The organism is Lentzea terrae, assembly GCF_003265345.1.
GTDB classification, from domain to species: Bacteria; Actinomycetota; Actinomycetes; order Mycobacteriales; family Pseudonocardiaceae; genus Lentzea; species Lentzea terrae.
In genome coordinates this window covers 138,273-155,817 of sequence record NZ_QFWW01000013.1, presented here as the reverse complement: position 1 = coordinate 155,817, position 17,545 = coordinate 138,273, and the positions used below count along the sequence as shown (strand labels likewise).

The following is a 17,545-nucleotide window of genomic DNA, read 5'->3' as shown; positions in this document are numbered from 1 at the left end:
GCCGGGGCTCTTCGCGTCTGACGAGGAGACGACGACGTGAAAACGCCCGTGCTCATCACCGTGACCGGTCCCGACAAGCCCGGTGTCTCCTCCGTGCTCTTCGCCGTGCTGACCAGGCACGGAGTCGAAGTGCTGGACGTGGAGCAGGTCGTCATCCGGGGCCGGCTGGTGCTCGGCGCGCTGGTCTCGACCGACCACGACCCCGAGGGGCTGCAGGAGTCGGTCGAGCAGGCCATGGCCACCGTCTCGATGCACGTCGAGATCGAGATCGGCGCCGACTCGAAGCGCACCGCGCGCCTGGAGTCGTCGCACGTGCTGATCGTGCTGGGCCGCCCGGTCACCGCGAAGGCGTTCACCGAGGTCGCGCGCCGGCTCGCGTCGCTCGGCGTGAACATCGACGCGATCCGAGGTGTCGCCGACTACCCCGTCACGGGCCTTGAACTGCGCGTTTCGGTCGCGGACGACACGCTGGAGAACGACGCGGAGCTGCGTTCGGCGCTGGCTGACGTCTCGGTGCGGGTGGGCCTCGACATCGCCGTCGAACGGGCCGGGCTGACGCGGCGGGCCAAGCGCCTGGTCGTGTTCGACGTCGACTCCACGCTCATCCAGGGCGAGGTGATCGAGATGCTGGCCGCGCACGTCGGGTGCGAGGAGCAGGTGCGCGAGATCACCGAGGCCGCGATGCGCGGCGAGCTGGACTTCGCCCAGTCGCTGCGGCGCCGGGTCGCGCTGCTGGAGGGCCTCGACGAGAAGGTGCTGGACGAGGTCGGCGCGTCGCTGGAGCTCACGCCCGGTGCACGGACGACGATCCGCACGTTGAAGCGCCTCGGTTTCTACTGCGGTGTCGTCTCCGGCGGCTTCACGTCGGTGATCACGCCGCTGGCCGACGAGCTGCAGCTGGACTTCTGCGCGGCGAACACGCTGGAGGTCGTCGACGGCAAGCTGACCGGTCAGGTGATCGGCGACATCGTGGACCGGCCGGGCAAGGCCGTGGCGCTGCGCCGGTTCGCCGAGGAGGCGGGCGTGTCGCTGGCGCAGTGCGTGGCGGTCGGTGACGGCGCGAACGACATCGACATGCTGGGCGCGGCCGGGCTGGGCATCGCGTTCAACGCCAAGCCGGCGTTGCGCGAGGTGGCCGACACGGCGTTGTCGCACCCGTTCCTCGACGCGGTGCTGTTCATCCTCGGCGTCACGCGCGCCGAGGTGGAGGCCGCGGACGCCGCGGACGGCCTGGAGCTGACCCGGTTGTGATGATCCTCGACCTGATCGCCTCCCGTAACTACGCGGAGGAGTCCGAAGTGCGCGCGATGCCGATGGTGTTGCGCATCGAACGAGTTGATCCGCCTTCGAGAACGGCGTTGCTGGAGGCCGCGGCCGCTTCGGCGGTCGCGGTGTGCCTCGACCCGCGCGCGGACGTCGGTGGCGAGTGGCACGAGGCCGTGCGGGCGTGGGTGGCCGGGCGGATCCGCAAGGTGTCGCGGCGGGCCCGTGGCGTGCAGTGGGACGCCGTGCAGGAGCTGCCGGGCGTGACGATCACCGTGGACGGCGCGTCGGTCCGCTCGTTGCTGCCGGTGCTGGTGTCCGAGACGCCGCGTGAGGTCGCGAAGCTGCAGATCTCGGGCTCCGACCTGCCCGTCGACTCGCCGGGGCCGGTTCCCGCAGGAGCGCGGCTGCTGTACGTGAACCCGCGCGTCGAGATGTCCGCCGGCAAGCTCGCAGCTCAGGTTGGGCACGCGTCGATGCTGCTGGCGCCGCGGCTGTCCGTGGACGAGCTGAAGGCGTGGGCGTCGCTGGACTACCGGTGTGCCGTGCGGACACCGTCCGTGGCCGAGTGGGACTCGTTGGTGAACGGCGACGACGTCGTGGCGGTGCGGGACGCGGGCTTCACCGAGGTGGAGCCGGGCACGACCACCGTTCTGGCTGTTTGAGATCGGCCTAAACGGGTAAATCCGCCTTTCGTGGGCTTACTCGACGTGCTCGACGCGCGGCTCGGTGACGGGCTGGAAAACGTGCTGTGCTCCCACCACGCCCGAAGACTGCGGCGGCTGGGCTGGGGCGAGGTGCTGGACGGCGAGGGCGCGGGCTGGTTCACGCCCCGCCGGACCGTCCAGCACGGCAACAAGGTCGAGGTCCTGATCGACGGCGCCACCGCGTTTCCCGTTGTGGCGGAAGCGATCGAGAACGCCCAGAAGTACGTCCACATCGCGAACTGGCACGCCTCGCCGGACTTCCGGCTGACCCGCGAGCCGGGCGCGCCGCAGCTGCGCGAGCTGCTTTCGGCTGCGGCGGAACGGGTTCCGGTGCGCGTGCTGCTCTGGGCCGGCCCGCCGATCCCGTTCTTCGAGCCGACCCGCAAGCGCGCCGCTGCGGCCCAGAAGGCCTTTTTGGAGTGTGGCGCGGTCCGGTGCGAGCTCGACGCCCGCGAGCGAACCCTGCACTGCCACCACGAGAAGATCGTGGTCGTCGACGACGTGGCGTTCGTGGGCGGGCTGGACATGACAGCAGTCGAGGGGGACCGGCACGACTCACCCGAGCACCCGCCGCGCGACCTCGGCTGGCACGACCACGTGGCGCGGCTGGAGGGCCCGGTCGTGGCGGAGGTGGCCGCGCACTTCGCCGCGCGGTGGCTGGAGATCGCGGGGGAGACCCTGCCGGCGCCCGTCGTCCCGCCAGAGGCCGGTCCGTCGTCGGCACAGCTCGTCCGCACGATTCCGGAGCGGACCTACGGCTTCGCGCCGCACGGCGACTTCACCCTGCTCGACTCGTACCTGCGAGCGCTGCGCTCGGCCCAGTCGTTGATCTACGTGGAGAACCAGTTCCTGTGGTCGCCGGAGATCACCGAGGTGCTGATCGAGAAGCTGCGCCGCCCGCCGTCGCGCGAGTTCCGGATGGTGCTGCTGTTGCCGCAGAAGCCCAGCAACGGCGCCGACACCACCCGCGGCCAGCTGGGCCGGCTGATCGACGCGGACTCCGATGGGCGGCTCGTCGCTGCAACCCTTGTCGCACATGGCGATGCTCCGGTCTACGTACACGCGAAGCTGACCATTGTGGACGATCAGTGGCTCTCGGTCGGCTCGGCGAACCTCAACGAGCACTCGCTGTTCAACGACACCGAGGTCAACGTGGTGACCGACGACGCGTCGGTGGCTCGCATGACCCGGCTGCGGCTGTGGGCGGAGCACCTGGATGCGGACGTGTCGGGCCCGGTGGACGAGGTGGTGGACTCCGTGTGGAGGCCTTCGCTGGAGGGCCGTTCGCGAGTGATGCCGTTGCCGGGGGTGTCGCGGCGGGCTGGAAGGTTGCAAGGACCGTTACGTGGATTGCTGGTCGACGGCTGATCTCTGGGTCTAGTTTGGCGACGTGGCCAACGAGGTGACGATCCCGCTGTTGCCGTGCGCCTCCATCGACGAGGTGGCCGAGTTCTACGTGATGCTCGGGTTCACGGTCACGTATCGGCAGTACCGGCCGAACGCGTACCTCTCGGTGCGGCGCGAGGAGATCAACCTCCACTTCTTCGGCATCCCCGGCTACGAGGTCGAGCGGTCGTACAGCTCGTGCCTGATCCAGGTCGAGGACCCGCGGGAGCTGTACGAGGCGTTCGCCGTCGGCATGCGCGCGGTGTACGGGCAGGTGCTGGTCACCGGCATTCCGCGGATGACCCGGCCACGGCGGGACGGGTTCCTCTTCGTCGACCCCGGCGGCAACTGGATCCGGGTGGTGCCTGCGGTGCGGGAGCGGGAGCCGGCGCGGAACGGGCTGACGCGGGCGTTGCGCAACGCGGTGACGCTGGCCGGGTCGCACGGGGCTGAGCGGCAGGCGTTGAAGATCCTCGAAGGGGCGTTGGTGCGGGAGACGCATGCCTCGGAGGACGAACGGGCTGAGGCGTTGGAGTTCCGCGACGAACTGCTTGAACGGCTTAATCTACATAGGTAGTATTGGTGGCGTGGAGCCACTGCAACGCATCGGCAAGGCCACCGTCGACGTGCTCGAGGTGCTGCTCGGCACCGACGAGCCGCGCTGGGGCCTGGAGATCATCAAGCTGACCGGCCGGCCATCGGGCAGCGTCTACCCGCTGCTGGACCGGCTGGAGCGGGCCGGCTGGGTCACGTCGACCTGGGATGACGACGCGGAACGGCGCGGGCCGCGGCGGCGGATGTACCGGCTGACACCCGAGGGGGCGCAGGAGGCTCGCCGGGTGGTCGCGAAAGCCGCGGCGGCGCCACAAGTGCGACCTGTCCCGAGGACGGCGCAATGAGAGCCGCGTTGTTGTTGGTGCGGTTCGCTGCGGCGGTCATCAACGACGACCGCTATCGCGAGCAGTGGGAAGCGGATGTTGTTGGGGCGCGCGAGCTCGGCATGTCGCCGTTGAGGGTTGCGTTCGGGGCGTTGCGCGCTGTTGTGGTCATGCCGTCGAAAGGGGTTGCTGTGGCTGGGATTGGTCCGTTGGGCATCGCGTTGAAGCACGCGCAGACGCCGCGTGGGCGGGTGCTCGCGATTGCGGTGGTGTCAGCTTTGTTGTTGCTCGGCGGGGCGGCGATGCTGTTCGCTTGAGCAAATAGCTCCGTGTCGTTTTGACGGTTTCGGGCTTAGCTTCGGGCGGTGGCGAACGAACTGACGATTCCCCTCTTGCCCTGTCCCGACAGCGACGAGATCGCGTCGTTCTACGAGATGCTCGGCTTCGAGATCACCTATCGGCAGACGCGGCCGAACCCGCACGTCGCGCTCAAGCGGGAAGACATCAACCTGCACTTCTTCGGGATGGACGGCTTCGATCCCGAGCAGTCGTACGGCACGTGCCTGGTGATCGTGGAGGACACCGGGCCGTTGTACGAAGCCTTCGCCGAAGGCATGCGGCAGAAGCACGGGAAGGTGCTCATCTCCGGCATTCCGCGGATGACCCGGCCGCGGCTGCGCAACGACAGGTACACCGGGTTCAGCGTGGTCGATCCCGGTGGCAACTGGATCCGGATCAACAAGGCCGCCCAGGAACCCGAGGCGACGACCAAGCTCGCCAAGGCCATGGAGAACGCCGCGCGGCAGGCCGACGCGCGCGGGGACGAGCGTCAGGCGTTGAAGATCCTTGAAGGCGCGTTGAAACGAGCCGACGCGACTGACCCGGGCTTCGAAGAGGCTCAGCAGTACCGGGACGAGCTCGTCGAGCGGATCACGGGGTCTGGGCCGCGTCCAGTCGTTTGAGGGCGGCGCGCACCACTTCCGAGTCGTAGGTCGTCCAGAACGGGGGGAGTGAGGCGCGCAGGAAGCCGCCGTAGCGGGCCGTGGCCAGCCTCGGGTCGAGGATGGCCACCACGCCCTTGTCCGACATCGAGCGCAGCAACCGGCCGGCGCCCTGGGCCAGCAGCAGGGCGGCGTGCGTGGCGGCGACGGTCAGGAAGCCGTTGCCGCCGCGCGAGTTGATGGCCTTCTGGCGGGCCGAGGCCAGCGGGTCGTCCGGGCGCGGGAACGGGATGCGGTCCATGATCACGAGCTGCAGCGACGGGCCGGGCACGTCGACGCCCTGCCACAGCGACAACGTGCCGAACAGGCACGTGCGCTCGTCCTCGGCGAACTTCTTGACCAGCAGGCCCGTCGCGTCCTCGCCCTGGCAGAGGATCGGGTGTTCCAGCTTGTCGCGCAACGCTTCCGTGGCCGCCTTGGCCGCCCGCGTGGACGAGAACAGCCCGAGTGCCCTGCCGCCGGCCGCGTTCACCAGGCCCTCGATCTCGTCGAGGTACTCCGGCGGCAGGCCGTCACGGCCCGGCTGCGGCAGATGCCTTGCCACGTAGAGGATTCCGCTCGACCCGTGCTGGAACGGCGAGCCGACGTCGAGCCCCGTCCACTTCGGCCCCTCGACGTCCTTGATCTCCTTGTCGGTGGCCGCGCCCTCGATCTTGCGGACCTTCTCCGACGGCGGCAGGCCCCACTGCCGCGCCATCGTGTCGAACGCGCCGCCCAACGTGAGCGTCGCGGACGTGAGAACCGTGGTGCGCTTGGCGAACAGCCGCTCGCGCAACAGCCCGCCGACGCCGAGCGGTGCGACGCGCAGCACGGGCGCCTTCTGGTTGAAGTCGCCGGACACCCACACGACATCGTGTTCCTCGCCGAACGCCTCGAGGATCCGCACCGCGCAGTCGTGCACCTCTTCGAGCAACGCCAGCGCGAGCTTGCGCGCCGTCGCCCCGTCCGGGTCCTCCTTGCGCTCCGGCCCCATCGCCGACACGCAGTTGTGCGCCGCGTCGCGGGTGGCCGCCAGTGCCCCGGCCAACGCGCGGGGCAGCGCGTCGAGTCGGCCGGACGGCATGTCCTCGAGGATCATCGCCAGCCCGTCGCTCGCCTCGGCGAGCCGGTCCGCGATGTCCTGGTCGATCAGCCGGCCGCACCTGCGCGCGGCCAGTGCCACGGACGCCCCGCTCAGCTCCTCCGTCGCCACCGACGTGACGCGGTCGACGAGGTCGTGCGCCTCGTCGATCACCACCACGTCGTGGTCCGGCAGGACCTGGTAGCCCTCCAACGCGTCGATGGCGAGCATCGCGTGGTTCGTGACCACCACGTCGGCCTTGCCCGCCTGCGCCCGCGCCCGTTCCGCGAAGCAGTCGGCCCCGATCGGGCACTTCGACACGCCCAGGCACTCGCGCGCCGTGACCGACACCTGCCGCCACGCCTGCTCGCTCACGCCGGGCACCAGCTCGTCGCGGTCGCCGGTCTCGGTGTCCGACGACCACTCGTGCAGCCGCTTCACCTCGCGCCCGAGCTTCGACACCGCGAACGGGTCGAACAGCGCGGCCTCGTCCGGCTCGTCGGGCGCGCCGTTGTGCACGCGGTGCATGCACAGGTAGTTCCTGCGGCCCTTGAGGATCGCGAACGTGGGCTCCCTGCCCAGCTCCTTCTTCAACGCCTTGGCGAGCCGCGGCAGATCCCGGTCGACCAGCTGCCGTTGCAGGGCGATCGTGGCCGTGGAGACCACCACCGTCTCGGCCTCGGCCACGGCGTGCCTGATCGACGGCACCAGGTACGCCAGTGACTTGCCCGTGCCCGTCCCCGCCTGCACGGCGAGATGCTCGCCCGTCCGGATCGAGTGGTCGACGGCCTCGGCCATCTCCACCTGGCCAGGGCGCTCCGCACCACCGACGGCGTGGACGGCGGTCTCGAGCAGGCTCAGCGTGGGGGGAACTTCAGGCACGAGACAGACCGTACCCGGCGGGTCCGACACTCCGGTGCGACCCGCTCAGTCACCGCCTCCGCCACCGCAGCCGCCGCCACCGCTGTCGCCACCGGACGAGCACCCGCTGCCGGACGAACAGCCACTTCCGCAGCTGCTGCCGGACGAGGTGTCCCGGGCGGGCAGCATCCCGACCATCACGGGCGTGAGGCCGAACATCCCGGCGACCGCGAGCCCGCCGATCTTCCCGCGCAGCCCGCGCAACGCCACCGCGCCCAGCGGGTCCTGCGGCGAGACGCGCCGCTCGGCCCGGTTCACCAGCCGGTATCCGGTTCTGGTCCGCAACCGGCCGGGGTCGCGCGCACCCAGCACCGAGGCCCAGACGATCACCAGAACCCCGGCCGCGAAGAAGACCCAGCGCGGGATCTCGGCGAGCCGCGGCACGAAGTCCGCCAGCGACTCGGTGATGTCCGGGAAGACGAGATCGACGAACCCGAACAGGACGAGACCGATGCCCAGCGTGAACAGCCACGGGTAGAGCCGGGGCCGCAACGAGCGCCGCCGCCGCAACAAGCCGCGGCCGGCCAGGTGCGACCGCAGCCCCTCGGCCTCGGCCGAGACCGCGGCGTCGCGCAGCACCTCGTCCAGGTACCGGCGGCCCCGCAACCCCTGCAGGACGTGGGCTTCCAGCGGAGTCACCCGGCCGGGGTTCTGGTGGACGGCGGTCACCACGCCGTCACGGGAGATCCGGACCAGGCCGGCCTGCAGCAGCCGGGCCAGGGCGACCTCGGCGGCACGGCCGGGGCCGCCGGCCAGGCAGCCCAGCTCTTCCGGGGTATGCGTCGTCACGCGGACTTTCTCGGCCGCGGACCGCACGTCGTTACCGGCGCCGGACGAGCGCCCAGGCTCCCGGCAGCACACCGGCCGCCAGTGCGATCTTCAGCGCGTCGCCGAGCAGGAACGGCAGCACACCGACGGCGACCGCCTTCGACAGCGACATCCCGGTCACCGCCGTCAGCCACGGCACACCGACGGCGTAGATCGCCAGGTTGCCCAGCGCCATCGTGCCGACAACGCGCAACGGCGTGCGGTCACCACCACGGCCGGCCAACGCGCCGACAAGGGCGCCAGCGAACACGAAGCCCACGATGTAGCCGAGGGACGCCGGCGCACCCGACGTACCGCCCTGGAACCACGGCACGCCGGCGACGCCCGCGATCAAGTACAGGAGCATCGAGGTCGCGCCGCGCTGCCACCCGAGCGTGGCACCCACCAGCAGAGCGGCGAAGGTCTGGCCGGTCAACGGCACCGGGCTGCCCGGGATCGGCAGGGCCACCTGGGCGGCGAGGCCGGTGAAGGCGGCGCCGGCGACCACCAGGGTCAGGTCGCGGACCACCGCGCCCGGCACGAAGTCGGCGAGCACGGTGCGACGAGGCGCGAGTGCGAGAGTCACGTTCCCTCCCTGGCAGCAATGGCGGAGAAGCTGAGGTTAACCAGGGAAACTCGAGAACGTCTTTGTCGGATCTCCACAAAGTGACGGGTTACACATCCACCGCGACCTTGCCCGCCACGCGTTCGGTGTTGCGGCGGGTCTTCGTCCAGCCGTTGTGCCCGCGTACCAAGCGGATCAGCGCGCGCCACGACGTGATGTAGAAGGTGTAGATGTACAGCGCGTAGCCGAGCCCGTACGCAATGGACTTCCAGAAGCTCACGGGCACGCAACGCGCGCGGTACACCGGTCCCCACAAGATGAACGGCAACAGTCCGAACGCGCCGTACACGGTGAAGAGGATCCACGCGCCATCGTTGAACCACGCCACGACCTCGGCCGGCGACACCACGAACCGGTACGCCAGCAGAGCCATCGGAATCGGGTAGATCACCGTGCCCAGCAGCTGCATCCACGGTTGCGCGAGGTAGTACATCATCTCTGCGGCACCGAGAGTCGTGAGGTGCTCGGAGTCCCAGATGCGCCGCAGATAACGCATGCACTGCATGGTGCCCTGGCCCCAACGGGTGCGTTGCGCCAGGAACCGGCGCAACGAGTACAGCGCCTCCTGGTTCACGTGCGTGTCCAACGTGAACCCGGTGTGCCAGCCCGCGGTCAGCAGGTGCACGCCGAGCTCGAAGTCCTCCAGCAACGAGCCGCGCCACGGGCTGCCGGTCGGCCCGGCGATGGAGTCCAAAGCGGACAGTCGGGTGAACTGGCCGTTGCCGCCCATGGAGATCGTGCCGGTGGCGCCGCGCGAGAGCTGGATCGCCGCGATGGCCGTGCGGAACTCCAGGTCCTGCATCCGCACGAGTCCGGCTCCGAACGCACGCTGCCACCGGGACACGCCGGGCTGGCGCTGGCCGGCGTTGATCATCCGCACGTCGACCTGCACGGCACCGATGCGCGGGTTGCCGAAAAGATGCGCAGCCGCACAGACTTCCAGGCAGTTCGGCGCCGGCCGGCCGTCCGCGTCCACCACCACGACGATCGCGCGGTCGGCGTCTGCGCGCCGGCCCATCCACATCTTCAACGTGCGGTAGGCGTCGTTCAGCGCGTTGCCCTTGCCGGTGCGGGCGTACGGACGTTGGCGCTGCACGAGGTGGATGTGTGTGTCCCGCACACCGCCGTTGCGCTTCAACATCCGCACGACGCCGGCGGTGTGGTCGTCGGAGTCGTCGTCGATGACCCACACGTGCGCGATGGGGAAAGTGCCCCGCAGATACCGAATCGTGTCGCCGATGACCGCCTCTTCGTCGCGGCACGGCACGAAGAAGTGCCACTCCAACGACGAAGGCTCGCCCAGCGGTGCCGGTTTGCGCCGCAGGTACGGCACCACGATCACGAACACGTACGTCACGAAGGCGACGCTCATCGTCAGAGCGAGCGCCTGCGTGAACCCGAGGACGAGGTCGAAGCTCACTTCCGGGTGGCCAGCCAGACGAACGCGACCAACGCCGCCGCGCCACCGAACACGCTCACCATCGAGCCGAGCAGCGTGTGGCCCCAGTAGTAGCCGGTGTCGACGCCCAGCCAGTCCACCAGGCCCACCAGCGTCAGCACGCGGAACTGGTTCACGATCACGACCGCCAGCGCCGCGATGCCCAGCGCCATCAGCACGCGAGCCTGGATCCGCGGCCGCAACGCGATCATCACGGCACCCACGACGATCAGCGGCAACACCAGGAAGGCGGACGTGCACTCCGGCGTCATCCGCAGGCCCAGCGGGGTGTCCGAGCCCAGTCCGAAGTAGACGGTCTGTCGCTCGGGGATCACGTCCACGCCGTACGAGCTGATGAGGCTGAGGATCGCGCCGGACAGCGAGATCTCCGCCGTGCGGTACAGGCGGTGTGCGAGCACGAGTCCTGCGGCGAGGGTGAGCAGGACGACCACCGTCACCCGGCTCGGGAATGCGGTGCGGCGCACGGCAAGCGTCACCCGAGGATCCTTTCCACCGATTGAGGGAGCGCCCAGACGGGCTACCTGACGTTCCATCGGTAGACGGAACGTCAGCCCTCATCCCCGGATCGAGTGACGCCGTAACCGGAAATTGATCAAAAAACCCACGATGAGTGGCGCTGATTGGGCGAGTCGAGTGGTCGTGTCGCTCGATACGGGGAGTAACCCTCAGTTCCCTCGAAAGAAAGCCGATGCCGGTAATTGCCCCCGGAAAGCGTGAACCAGATTGGTTCCAACGTGCCCTGGGGTCGGAGGAACCAAGGGAAGGAGTTTCATGCGTGTCCGAATGACGGGACTGGCAGGAGTCATCGCGATTGCCGCACTCCTGGTCGGTGCCGCACCTGCTTCGGCCGCTCCGGGGGACGCCTCGGCATACGGTGCGAAGCTCAACGTGACGCTGCTCGGCAACCCGGCGGTCAACGCCGAACCGTTCGCCGCCGCCAACGCGAACGGGCCGACGCAGAACACGTTCGCCGGTGTTGATCTGCCCGGGATCTTGAAGACCGGTCTCATCAACGCCTCCGCGTCGCGGGACGAGAAGTCCGGTGGCGTGTACTCGCGGGCGAGCACCGCGGACGTGCGGGTCGACCTGCTGTCCAAGGTCACCGGCAAGATCTCCGCCGAGCTGGTCGAGGCGGAGTGCACGGCGACCCAGAAGGGTCTGGCCGGCAAGTCCAAGCTCGCGGGCGTCAACCTCGGCAAGCTCGGCCAGGTCAACGCCGATCCAGCGGCCAACACGGTTCTCGACGTGCAGCTGGCCGGCATCAAGATCGCTGAGGTGATCTTCAACGAGCAGATCAAGAACAACGACGGCAGCCTCACCGTGAACGCGATTCACATCAAGCTGCTGCAGGGCAAGCTCGGCTCCATCGGCACCGGCGACGTGATCATCTCGTCCGCCACCTGCGGTCCCGCCGGCCTGCCCATCCCGATGGCGTCGGGTGCGGGCCTGTGGATCGGCCTCGGCCTGCTCGGTGTCGTCGCCGCTCCGGTCGCCTTCGTGGCGCTGCGCCGCCGCGCGTCGCTCAACGCGGCCTAAGAGGAGCGGCAGATGTACAAGGTCCCCGGTACCGGCATCGGTGTCGGCACGGGTGTCGGAGCCCTCGCGGTCACCGGCGCGAACGTGACGTGGTGGATCGTCGCGGGAATCGTCCTCCTGCTCGTGGGCGCATTTCTCCTGCACAGCACGCGCCGCAAGCGCGTCCCGGCCACCGCGAAGGCCAGAAACCGAGCCGGCTGACAGAGCCCGCCTGGGGTTGCCCCCGGTCCCAGGCGGGCCTCCCGGTCTCCCCGAGAGAGGACAACGGTGAGCAAAGAAGTTCTGCTGGTGGCCGGTACGCGGCCAGAAGCCGTGAAGATCGCCCCGGTCGCCATCGCGTTGCGGGGGCACCCCGGCCTCCGCCCCACGATCGTCCACAGCGGACAGCACTCCGGCATGGTCGAGCAGGCGCTGGGCGCGTTCGACCTGGTGCCCGATGTGCGGCTGGACGTGCCCAGGGTCAACGGCACCCAGGCCGAGCTGGTCTCCCGGCTGCTGCCCGAGTTCGACGCCGTGCTCGAGGAACGCGACCCCGCGGTCACCCTCGTGCAGGGCGACACGACGACGACGCTGGCCGCGGCGCTGGCGTCGTTCTGGCGCGGCATTCCCGTGGCACACCTCGAAGCCGGTCTGCGCACCGGCGACCTCTACGGTCCGTTCCCCGAGGAGGGGAACCGGCAGATGATCTCCCGCATCACCTCGCTGCACCTCGCGCCGACCGACGACGCCGCCAACGCGTTGAACACGGAGTCCCTGCCGGACAGCCACATCGTCGTCACCGGCAACACCGTCGTCGACGCCGTGCAGCGCGTGGCGTCGGCGGACCTTCCCGCCTCCAGCCCGGATCTGGTTGCGCTGGAACGCACTCTGGACGCAACCGGTGGCCGGCTCGTGCTCCTCACGGTGCACCGCCGCGAGTCGTGGGGCCGTCCGCTGATGCGCGTGCTGAACGCCGTGCGCTCGATCGCCGACCGCCACCCCGACGTGCACGTGCTGATCCCCGCGCATCCGAACCCCGGTGTGCGCGAACAGGTCGTGTCACTGCTCGGCGGTCACGAGCGAGTCGTCATCACCGATCCGTTGGACTACCCGGACCTCGTGCGGGTGCTGCGCCGCGCGGCCCTGGTCCTGACCGACTCCGGTGGCATCCAGGAGGAAGCGCCCACGTTCGGCGTGCCGGTGCTGGTGCTGCGGGAGACCACCGAACGCATGCTCGCCGTCGACGCCGGGTGCGCCTGGCTCGTCGGCACGGACACCACCCGCATCCTCGCCGAAGCGGGCTGGGTGCTCGGCTCCCGGCTGCGGCTTCCGCTGGGGCGCAACCCGTTCGGCGACGGGCGTGCCGCGGTCCGGGTGTGCTTCGCGCTGGAGAGGTTGGCGGGACTGCCGACTGCTTTACCGCGCCGGGAGCCGTTCGCCACGCTCGTGGGCGTGCACTGACTTGTCACCCGGTCGGGTAATCGCGAATTCACGAATGGGTGACGTGAGTGCGGATCCGTTATCAGCATCACGCCGCACAACCATTATCGGGCGGTGGGAATTCGAGCCATAGGGGAGAAGGCAACAGTGCGCAAGAATTTGGTCGCAGGGGCGGTGGTCGCGTTGACGTTGGCGACCGCGGCCCCCGCACTCGCCAGCAACCCACCCGGCACCGCGTCCTCCGGTTCGGCCGACTTCGCCAAGGCGGACCAGACGTTCAAGGTCGAGCCGCTCGCGGTGTGCAACGTCAACCCCGAGCAGGCGGGCACCGTCACCGGCAGCAGCCCCGCGGTGAGCAAGAGCGGGCTGAAGATCGGTGAGACCAGCTCCACCTGCACGACCGAGGTCGTGAACCCGGATGAGTTCATCACCAAGACCAGGTCGGTGGCCGTCGGCAAGGCGTTCGAGCTGTCCGCGCTCGTCGCCGCGAAGGGCCCGCGGCTCAAGATCGGCGAGTGGAAGATCACCTGCGAGGCCACCGACGCCGGCACCGCGGCCGGCTGGGAGCTCAAGGGGATGTCCGGCTGGACCGGGCTGCCGCAGCAGATCCCGTCCGGCTACGTGCACGAGGTCAAGGCCAGCACCGGAACCGTGCTCGCCAAGGCCAAGTTCACCGACACCGTGTTCCCGGTGCCGAACGACGGCAGCATCAGCATGACGCTGCTGAAGATCACCTTCGAACCGTCGTCCGGCTACACGGGCAGCATCACCGTCGGCACCACGGCCTGCACGCCAACGCCTTAAGCAACACCGACACCCGCGGCGCGCAGCTCGGACAGGGCGGCGTCGCGGGTGTTCTGCGCAACGGCCGCAGTCAACTCGACCAGCACCGTGGTGCGGAAGCCGTTGCGTTGCGCGTCCAGGGCGGTGGCGCGGACGCAGTGGTCGGTCGCGATGCCGACGACGTCCACATCGGTCACGCCCCGGTCCGTCAACCACCCCGCGAGGTCGTTCTCCGCCTCGAAACCCGAGTAGGCGGCGGCGAACCGGCCCTTCGAGAAGACCTGCTCCACCGCGGAGACGTCCAGCTCCGGGTGGAACGACGCACCGGGCGTCCCGGCCACGCAGTGCGCGGGCCAGGTGTCCACGTAGTCCGGCGTCTCCGCGAAGTGCGCACCCGGATCCACGTGGTAGTCCCGCGTCGCCACGACGTGGTCGTACGACGACGAAGCGATGTGCTGGGAGATGGCTGCCGCGACGGCCGCTCCACCGGAGACGGCCAGCGAGCCGCCCTCGCAGAAGTCGTTCTGCACGTCGACGACGATCAGGGCCTTGGTCATCGGGACTCCTCCAGGTAGACCGTCGGGATCGCGGGCTCACCGCGCGAGAGCTTGAGGCCTTCCCACGGCACGCTCACCAGTGCCGCGCGCAGCCGTTCGCGGCTCTGCTCCAGCGTGGGGACCTCCGGCGAGATCTGTCCAGCGCGCATCAGCGGGATCTGCACGAGCCGGTCGTACGGGCCGAGGCCGGGATCGGCGGACGCCTGGAACACGACCTCCTCCAGCGCCGTGCCGGTGTCCTTGTGCCGCCGCAACGCCTTCTTCCAGCCGCCGCGCGACTGCTTGGACGTGCTGCGCTTCTCGACGTGCTTGCCGTCGACCTCGACCAGCTTGTAGACCATGCCCGCGGTCGGCGCGCCGGACCCGGTCACCACCGAGGTGCCCACGCCGTACGCGTCCACGGGCTCGGCGCGCAGGGCGGCGATCGCGTACTCGTCGAGGTCGCTGGACACGACGATCCGGGTGTTGCGGGCACCCAGCGAGTCGAGCAGGTCGCGAGCCTGCCTGGCCATGACGCCGAGATCACCCGAGTCGATCCGGATCGCACCGAGATCGGGCCCCGCGACCGCGACGGCGGTCTTGATGCCCTCGGTGATGTCGTAGGTGTCGACCAGCAACGTCGTGCCGACGCCCAGCGCCTCGACCTGGCTGCGGAAGGCTTCTTCTTCACTGTCGTGCAGCAATGTGAACGCGTGCGCGCACGTGCCGGCCGTCGGGATGCCGTGGCGGCGGCCTGCTTCGAGGTTCGACGTCGCGGTGAAGCCCGCCAAGTAAGACGCACGGGCACACGCCACGGCGGCTTCCTCGTGCGTGCGGCGCGAGCCCATCTCGATCATGCGTCGGCCGTTCGCCGCGGTCACCATGCGGGCGGCGGCGGACGCGATCGCGCTGTCGTGGTTGAGGATCGAGAGCGCGAGCGTCTCCAGCACCACGCCCTCGGCGAACGACGCGCGCACCGTGAGGATCGGTGAACCGGGGAAGTACAGCTCGCCCTCCGGATAACCGTCGATCTCACCGGAGAACCGGTAGTTCGCGAGCCAGGCCAGCGTCGAGTCGTCGACCACGGCGTTGCGGCGCAACTGGTCGATCTCCTCCTCGCCGAAGCGGAAGTTCTCGATCGCCTCCAGCAGCCTGTTGACGCCCGCGACCACGCCGTAGCGGCGGCCGTCGGGAAGCCTGCGGGCGAAGACCTCGAACACGCACGGACGGTCACCGGTCCCGTCACGCAGCGCGGCCGCGAGCATGGTCAGCTCGTAGTGGTCGGTCAGCAACGCCGTCGAGTTCATGGTCGCCAACCCTAAGGTCGCATCCGGTTTAGCCGCATGCGGTCTCCGCCACTGCGGCGAACATGACACCATTGGCGGTATGACCACGCCCGTCGAACAGGAACGGACGCAGCCGGAGGCCGTCGGCGAGGAGATCGCCGCCGAGGACCGACCGTGGCAGACCGTGGTCTGGAACGACCCGGTCAACCTCATGTCCTACGTGACGTACGTGTTCCAGAAGCTGTTCGGGTTCAGCAGGGACAAGGCGACCAAGCTGATGCTCGACGTGCACCACAAGGGCAAGGCGATCGTGACATCGGGCACCAAGGACAAGGTGGAGGCCGACGTGGCGAAGCTCCACGCGGCAGGGCTCTGGGCGACCATGCAGCGGGCCTCGTGAAGCGGTGGATCCGCGACGGCGACGTCGTCATCGGGAGACTGGACCGCCAGGAGGCCGCAGTCGTACGGGGTCTGGTCAGCCAGATCCAGGACATGCTGCTGGCCCGCGCGGAAGAAGCGCCCCAGGACGAGCTCGCCGAGCTGACCGGCATCAGAACAGGATCGTCGGAAGCACCCGACGATCCCATTCTGGGCAGGCTTCTGCCCGACTTCCACCGGCTGGACGACGACGCGCCGGACCCCGACGAGGTCAACTCGGCGGCGGCGCTGCGGTCGTTGCACGAGCCGGAGCTTCTGGACCACAAGACAGGTGCGGCCGAGATCGTGCTGCAGACCTGCTCGCCCGACGGCGGTGAGATCAGGCTGTCGATCGGTGAGGCCGAGGCCTGGCTCGCGTCGTTGAACGACGTGCGGCTCGCGCTGGGCACGGCTCTGGACGTCACCGAGGACATGCCGGACGAGCTGCCGCCGGAGGACCCCAGATCGCCGCACCTCGGCGTCTACCACTGGCTCACCTGGGTGCAGGACACCCTGGTCGAGGCGATGATGCCGTGATTCCCGGCGTGCTGGTCGGCCATCACCACCGGATCGAGCCCGGCTGGGCGACCGGGACCACCGTCGTGCTGGTTCCTTCTGGTGCGGTCGGGGCTGTTGACGGCCGTGGTGGTGCACCAGGAACGCGCGAGACCGACCTGCTGGACCCGGCGAACCTGGTCCAGCAGGTGCACGCCATCTGCCTGAGCGGCGGTTCGGCGTACGGGCTCGCGGCCGCGGACGGCGTGATGCGGTGGCTGTCGGAGCGGTCGATCGGTTTCCAGGTGGGCGCTCAGCCGCACCACGTGGTGCCGATCGTGCCGGGTGCGGTGATCTTCGACCTGCCGATGTCGTCGTGGGGCAACCGACCGGATTCGTCGTTCGGTTACGAAGCTTGTGCAGCAGCGTCTGCCGAGTTCGCTCTTGGCTGCGTCGGCGCGGGTGCCGGCGCGCGGGTCGGTTCGTTGAAGGGCGGCGTCGGAACCGCTTCGACTTCGGTCGGTGCACACCAGGTGGGTGCGTTGGCCGTCGTGAACGCGGCCGGCGAAGTCGTCGACCGCACAACGGGGTTGCCGTGGTTGTCGGCGCTGGGCACCTCGGCCGTCGCGTTGCCCGAACGCAAGCCGGAAGGCCTCAACACCACGATCGGCGTGGTGGCGGTGGACGCGGCACTGTCCAAAGCGGAGTGTCAGCGGCTCGCGATGGCCGCGCAGGACGGACTTGCCCGCGCGGTGCGGCCCGCCCACTCGATGTTCGACGGCGACACGGTGTTCGCGCTGGCCACGGGTGCCGTGCCACTGGCGGAGCCACGTCCGTTCGCGTTGGACGCCCTGTGCGCGGCCGCCGCGGAGATGTTCGCGGAGGCCATCGTGTCGGGCACGCGCGAGGCGACGACGTTGAACGGCGTGACTGCTTTCCGCGACCTCTGAGTGGGTAGCCCACCGG

General features: G+C 69.5%; 21 protein-coding genes. 14 read left to right on the top strand and 7 right to left on the bottom strand.

Annotation, left to right across the window (positions count from 1 at the left end):
• Positions 1 to 36: 36 nt before the first annotated feature.
• Genes serB through DI276_RS19385 form a run of 7 tightly spaced genes read left to right on the top strand, consistent with a single transcriptional unit; the run spans position 37 to position 5,196 of the window.
• A complete protein-coding gene (gene serB / locus DI276_RS19415) occupies positions 37 to 1,251 on the top strand; it encodes a phosphoserine phosphatase SerB (RefSeq protein WP_112265338.1) in 1,215 nt (404 codons plus the stop codon).
• Positions 1,251 to 1,928, top strand: a complete 678-nt coding sequence (locus DI276_RS19410; protein WP_112265750.1) for an aminoacyl-tRNA hydrolase — start codon at positions 1,251 to 1,253, stop codon at positions 1,926 to 1,928. Before serB ends, DI276_RS19410 begins: the two co-directional genes overlap by 1 nt.
• Before the next feature lie 30 nt (positions 1,929 to 1,958).
• Entirely contained in the window at positions 1,959 to 3,338 is a 1,380-nt protein-coding gene (locus DI276_RS19405; protein WP_112265336.1) for a phospholipase D-like domain-containing protein, read from the top strand.
• 22 nt (positions 3,339 to 3,360) lie between these two features.
• Positions 3,361 to 3,933, top strand: a complete 573-nt coding sequence (locus tag DI276_RS19400; RefSeq protein ID WP_112265334.1) for a VOC family protein — start codon at positions 3,361 to 3,363, stop codon at positions 3,931 to 3,933.
• A gap of 10 nt (positions 3,934 to 3,943) precedes the next feature.
• Complete coding sequence (locus DI276_RS19395) at positions 3,944 to 4,255, top strand: helix-turn-helix transcriptional regulator (protein ID WP_112265332.1); 312 nt, start codon at positions 3,944 to 3,946, stop codon at positions 4,253 to 4,255.
• On the top strand, positions 4,252 to 4,551 hold the full coding sequence (locus DI276_RS19390; RefSeq protein WP_112265330.1) for a hypothetical protein: 300 nt from the start codon (positions 4,252 to 4,254) through the stop codon (positions 4,549 to 4,551). The genes DI276_RS19395 and DI276_RS19390 overlap by 4 nt, the downstream gene beginning before the upstream one ends.
• A gap of 48 nt (positions 4,552 to 4,599) precedes the next feature.
• Complete coding sequence (locus tag DI276_RS19385; protein WP_112265328.1) at positions 4,600 to 5,196, top strand: VOC family protein; 597 nt, start codon at positions 4,600 to 4,602, stop codon at positions 5,194 to 5,196.
• Here DI276_RS19385 and DI276_RS19380 read toward each other — a convergent pair.
• The 5 genes from DI276_RS19380 to xrtP form a co-directional block, all read right to left on the bottom strand.
• Entirely contained in the window at positions 5,165 to 7,093 is a 1,929-nt protein-coding gene (locus DI276_RS19380) for an ATP-dependent DNA helicase (RefSeq protein ID WP_112265748.1), read from the bottom strand. The two genes, DI276_RS19385 and DI276_RS19380, sit on opposite strands and share 32 nt — an antisense overlap.
• 129 nt (positions 7,094 to 7,222) lie before the next feature.
• Positions 7,223 to 8,005, bottom strand: a complete 783-nt coding sequence (locus DI276_RS19375) for a TIGR04222 domain-containing membrane protein (protein WP_157984806.1) — start codon at positions 8,003 to 8,005, stop codon at positions 7,223 to 7,225.
• A 31-nt stretch (positions 8,006 to 8,036) separates the two neighbouring features.
• Complete coding sequence (locus DI276_RS19370) at positions 8,037 to 8,609, bottom strand: biotin transporter BioY (protein ID WP_198680753.1); 573 nt, start codon at positions 8,607 to 8,609, stop codon at positions 8,037 to 8,039.
• Between the two features lie 88 nt (positions 8,610 to 8,697).
• Positions 8,698 to 10,020 (bottom strand): glycosyltransferase family 2 protein, encoded by a 1,323-nt coding sequence (locus DI276_RS19365; protein WP_112265746.1) that lies wholly within the window; start codon positions 10,018 to 10,020, stop codon positions 8,698 to 8,700.
• Positions 10,021 to 10,064: 44 nt separating this feature from the next.
• Complete coding sequence (xrtP, locus tag DI276_RS19360) at positions 10,065 to 10,583, bottom strand: exosortase P (protein ID WP_408610561.1); 519 nt, start codon at positions 10,581 to 10,583, stop codon at positions 10,065 to 10,067.
• A gap of 295 nt (positions 10,584 to 10,878) precedes the next feature.
• Here xrtP and DI276_RS19355 point away from each other — a divergent pair, with 295 nt between their 5' ends.
• The 4 genes from DI276_RS19355 to DI276_RS19340 all read left to right on the top strand — a co-directional run bounded on the left by DI276_RS19355 (position 10,879) and on the right by DI276_RS19340 (position 13,866).
• Complete coding sequence (locus tag DI276_RS19355) at positions 10,879 to 11,643, top strand: choice-of-anchor P family protein (protein ID WP_112265320.1); 765 nt, start codon at positions 10,879 to 10,881, stop codon at positions 11,641 to 11,643.
• Between the two features lie 12 nt (positions 11,644 to 11,655).
• Positions 11,656 to 11,844 carry an LPXTG cell wall anchor domain-containing protein gene (locus DI276_RS19350; protein WP_112265318.1) on the top strand — a complete coding sequence of 63 codons (189 nt, stop codon included), beginning with the start codon at positions 11,656 to 11,658 and terminating at the stop codon, positions 11,842 to 11,844.
• Positions 11,845 to 11,910: 66 nt separating this feature from the next.
• Positions 11,911 to 13,083, top strand: coding sequence for a non-hydrolyzing UDP-N-acetylglucosamine 2-epimerase (wecB, locus tag DI276_RS19345; RefSeq protein WP_112265316.1), 1,173 nt, complete (start codon positions 11,911 to 11,913; stop codon positions 13,081 to 13,083).
• A gap of 126 nt (positions 13,084 to 13,209) precedes the next feature.
• Positions 13,210 to 13,866 carry a hypothetical protein gene (locus DI276_RS19340; protein WP_112265314.1) on the top strand — a complete coding sequence of 219 codons (657 nt, stop codon included), beginning with the start codon at positions 13,210 to 13,212 and terminating at the stop codon, positions 13,864 to 13,866.
• Here DI276_RS19340 and DI276_RS19335 read toward each other — a convergent pair.
• Positions 13,863 to 14,402, bottom strand: coding sequence for an isochorismatase family protein (locus tag DI276_RS19335; protein ID WP_112265312.1), 540 nt, complete (start codon positions 14,400 to 14,402; stop codon positions 13,863 to 13,865). The genes DI276_RS19340 and DI276_RS19335 overlap by 4 nt on opposite strands.
• Positions 14,399 to 15,688 (bottom strand): nicotinate phosphoribosyltransferase, encoded by a 1,290-nt coding sequence (locus DI276_RS19330; protein WP_112265310.1) that lies wholly within the window; start codon positions 15,686 to 15,688, stop codon positions 14,399 to 14,401. The genes DI276_RS19335 and DI276_RS19330 overlap by 4 nt, the downstream gene beginning before the upstream one ends.
• Positions 15,689 to 15,767: 79 nt before the next feature.
• Here DI276_RS19330 and clpS point away from each other — a divergent pair, with 79 nt between their 5' ends.
• The 3 genes from clpS to DI276_RS19315 are packed head-to-tail and all read left to right on the top strand — an operon-like array spanning position 15,768 to position 17,529.
• Entirely contained in the window at positions 15,768 to 16,067 is a 300-nt protein-coding gene (gene clpS / locus DI276_RS19325) for an ATP-dependent Clp protease adapter ClpS (RefSeq protein ID WP_045310228.1), read from the top strand.
• The gene (locus tag DI276_RS19320; RefSeq protein WP_082114422.1) at positions 16,064 to 16,621 is read left to right on the top strand and encodes a DUF2017 domain-containing protein; all 558 of its coding nucleotides are present in this window, start codon (positions 16,064 to 16,066) and stop codon (positions 16,619 to 16,621) included. Before clpS ends, DI276_RS19320 begins: the two co-directional genes overlap by 4 nt.
• Positions 16,618 to 17,529, top strand: coding sequence for a P1 family peptidase (locus DI276_RS19315; protein WP_112265308.1), 912 nt, complete (start codon positions 16,618 to 16,620; stop codon positions 17,527 to 17,529). Before DI276_RS19320 ends, DI276_RS19315 begins: the two co-directional genes overlap by 4 nt.
• The last annotated feature ends 16 nt before the right edge of the window (positions 17,530 to 17,545 follow it).

Coding starts and splice junctions, on each gene's coding strand:
- DI276_RS19350 (WP_112265318.1), top strand. CDS start 11,656: ATGTACAAGGTCCCCGGTACCGGCATCGGTGTCGGCACGGGTGTCGGA.
- DI276_RS19335 (WP_112265312.1), bottom strand. CDS start 14,402: ATGACCAAGGCCCTGATCGTCGTCGACGTGCAGAACGACTTCTGCGAG.
- DI276_RS19390 (WP_112265330.1), top strand. CDS start 4,252: ATGAGAGCCGCGTTGTTGTTGGTGCGGTTCGCTGCGGCGGTCATCAAC.
- DI276_RS19330 (WP_112265310.1), bottom strand. CDS start 15,688: ATGAACTCGACGGCGTTGCTGACCGACCACTACGAGCTGACCATGCTC.
- DI276_RS19365 (WP_112265746.1), bottom strand. CDS start 10,020: ATGAGCGTCGCCTTCGTGACGTACGTGTTCGTGATCGTGGTGCCGTAC.
- DI276_RS19380 (WP_112265748.1), bottom strand. CDS start 7,093: ATGGCCGAGGCCGTCGACCACTCGATCCGGACGGGCGAGCATCTCGCC.
- DI276_RS19410 (WP_112265750.1), top strand. CDS start 1,251: ATGATCCTCGACCTGATCGCCTCCCGTAACTACGCGGAGGAGTCCGAA.
- clpS (WP_045310228.1), top strand. CDS start 15,768: ATGACCACGCCCGTCGAACAGGAACGGACGCAGCCGGAGGCCGTCGGC.
- DI276_RS19355 (WP_112265320.1), top strand. CDS start 10,879: ATGCGTGTCCGAATGACGGGACTGGCAGGAGTCATCGCGATTGCCGCA.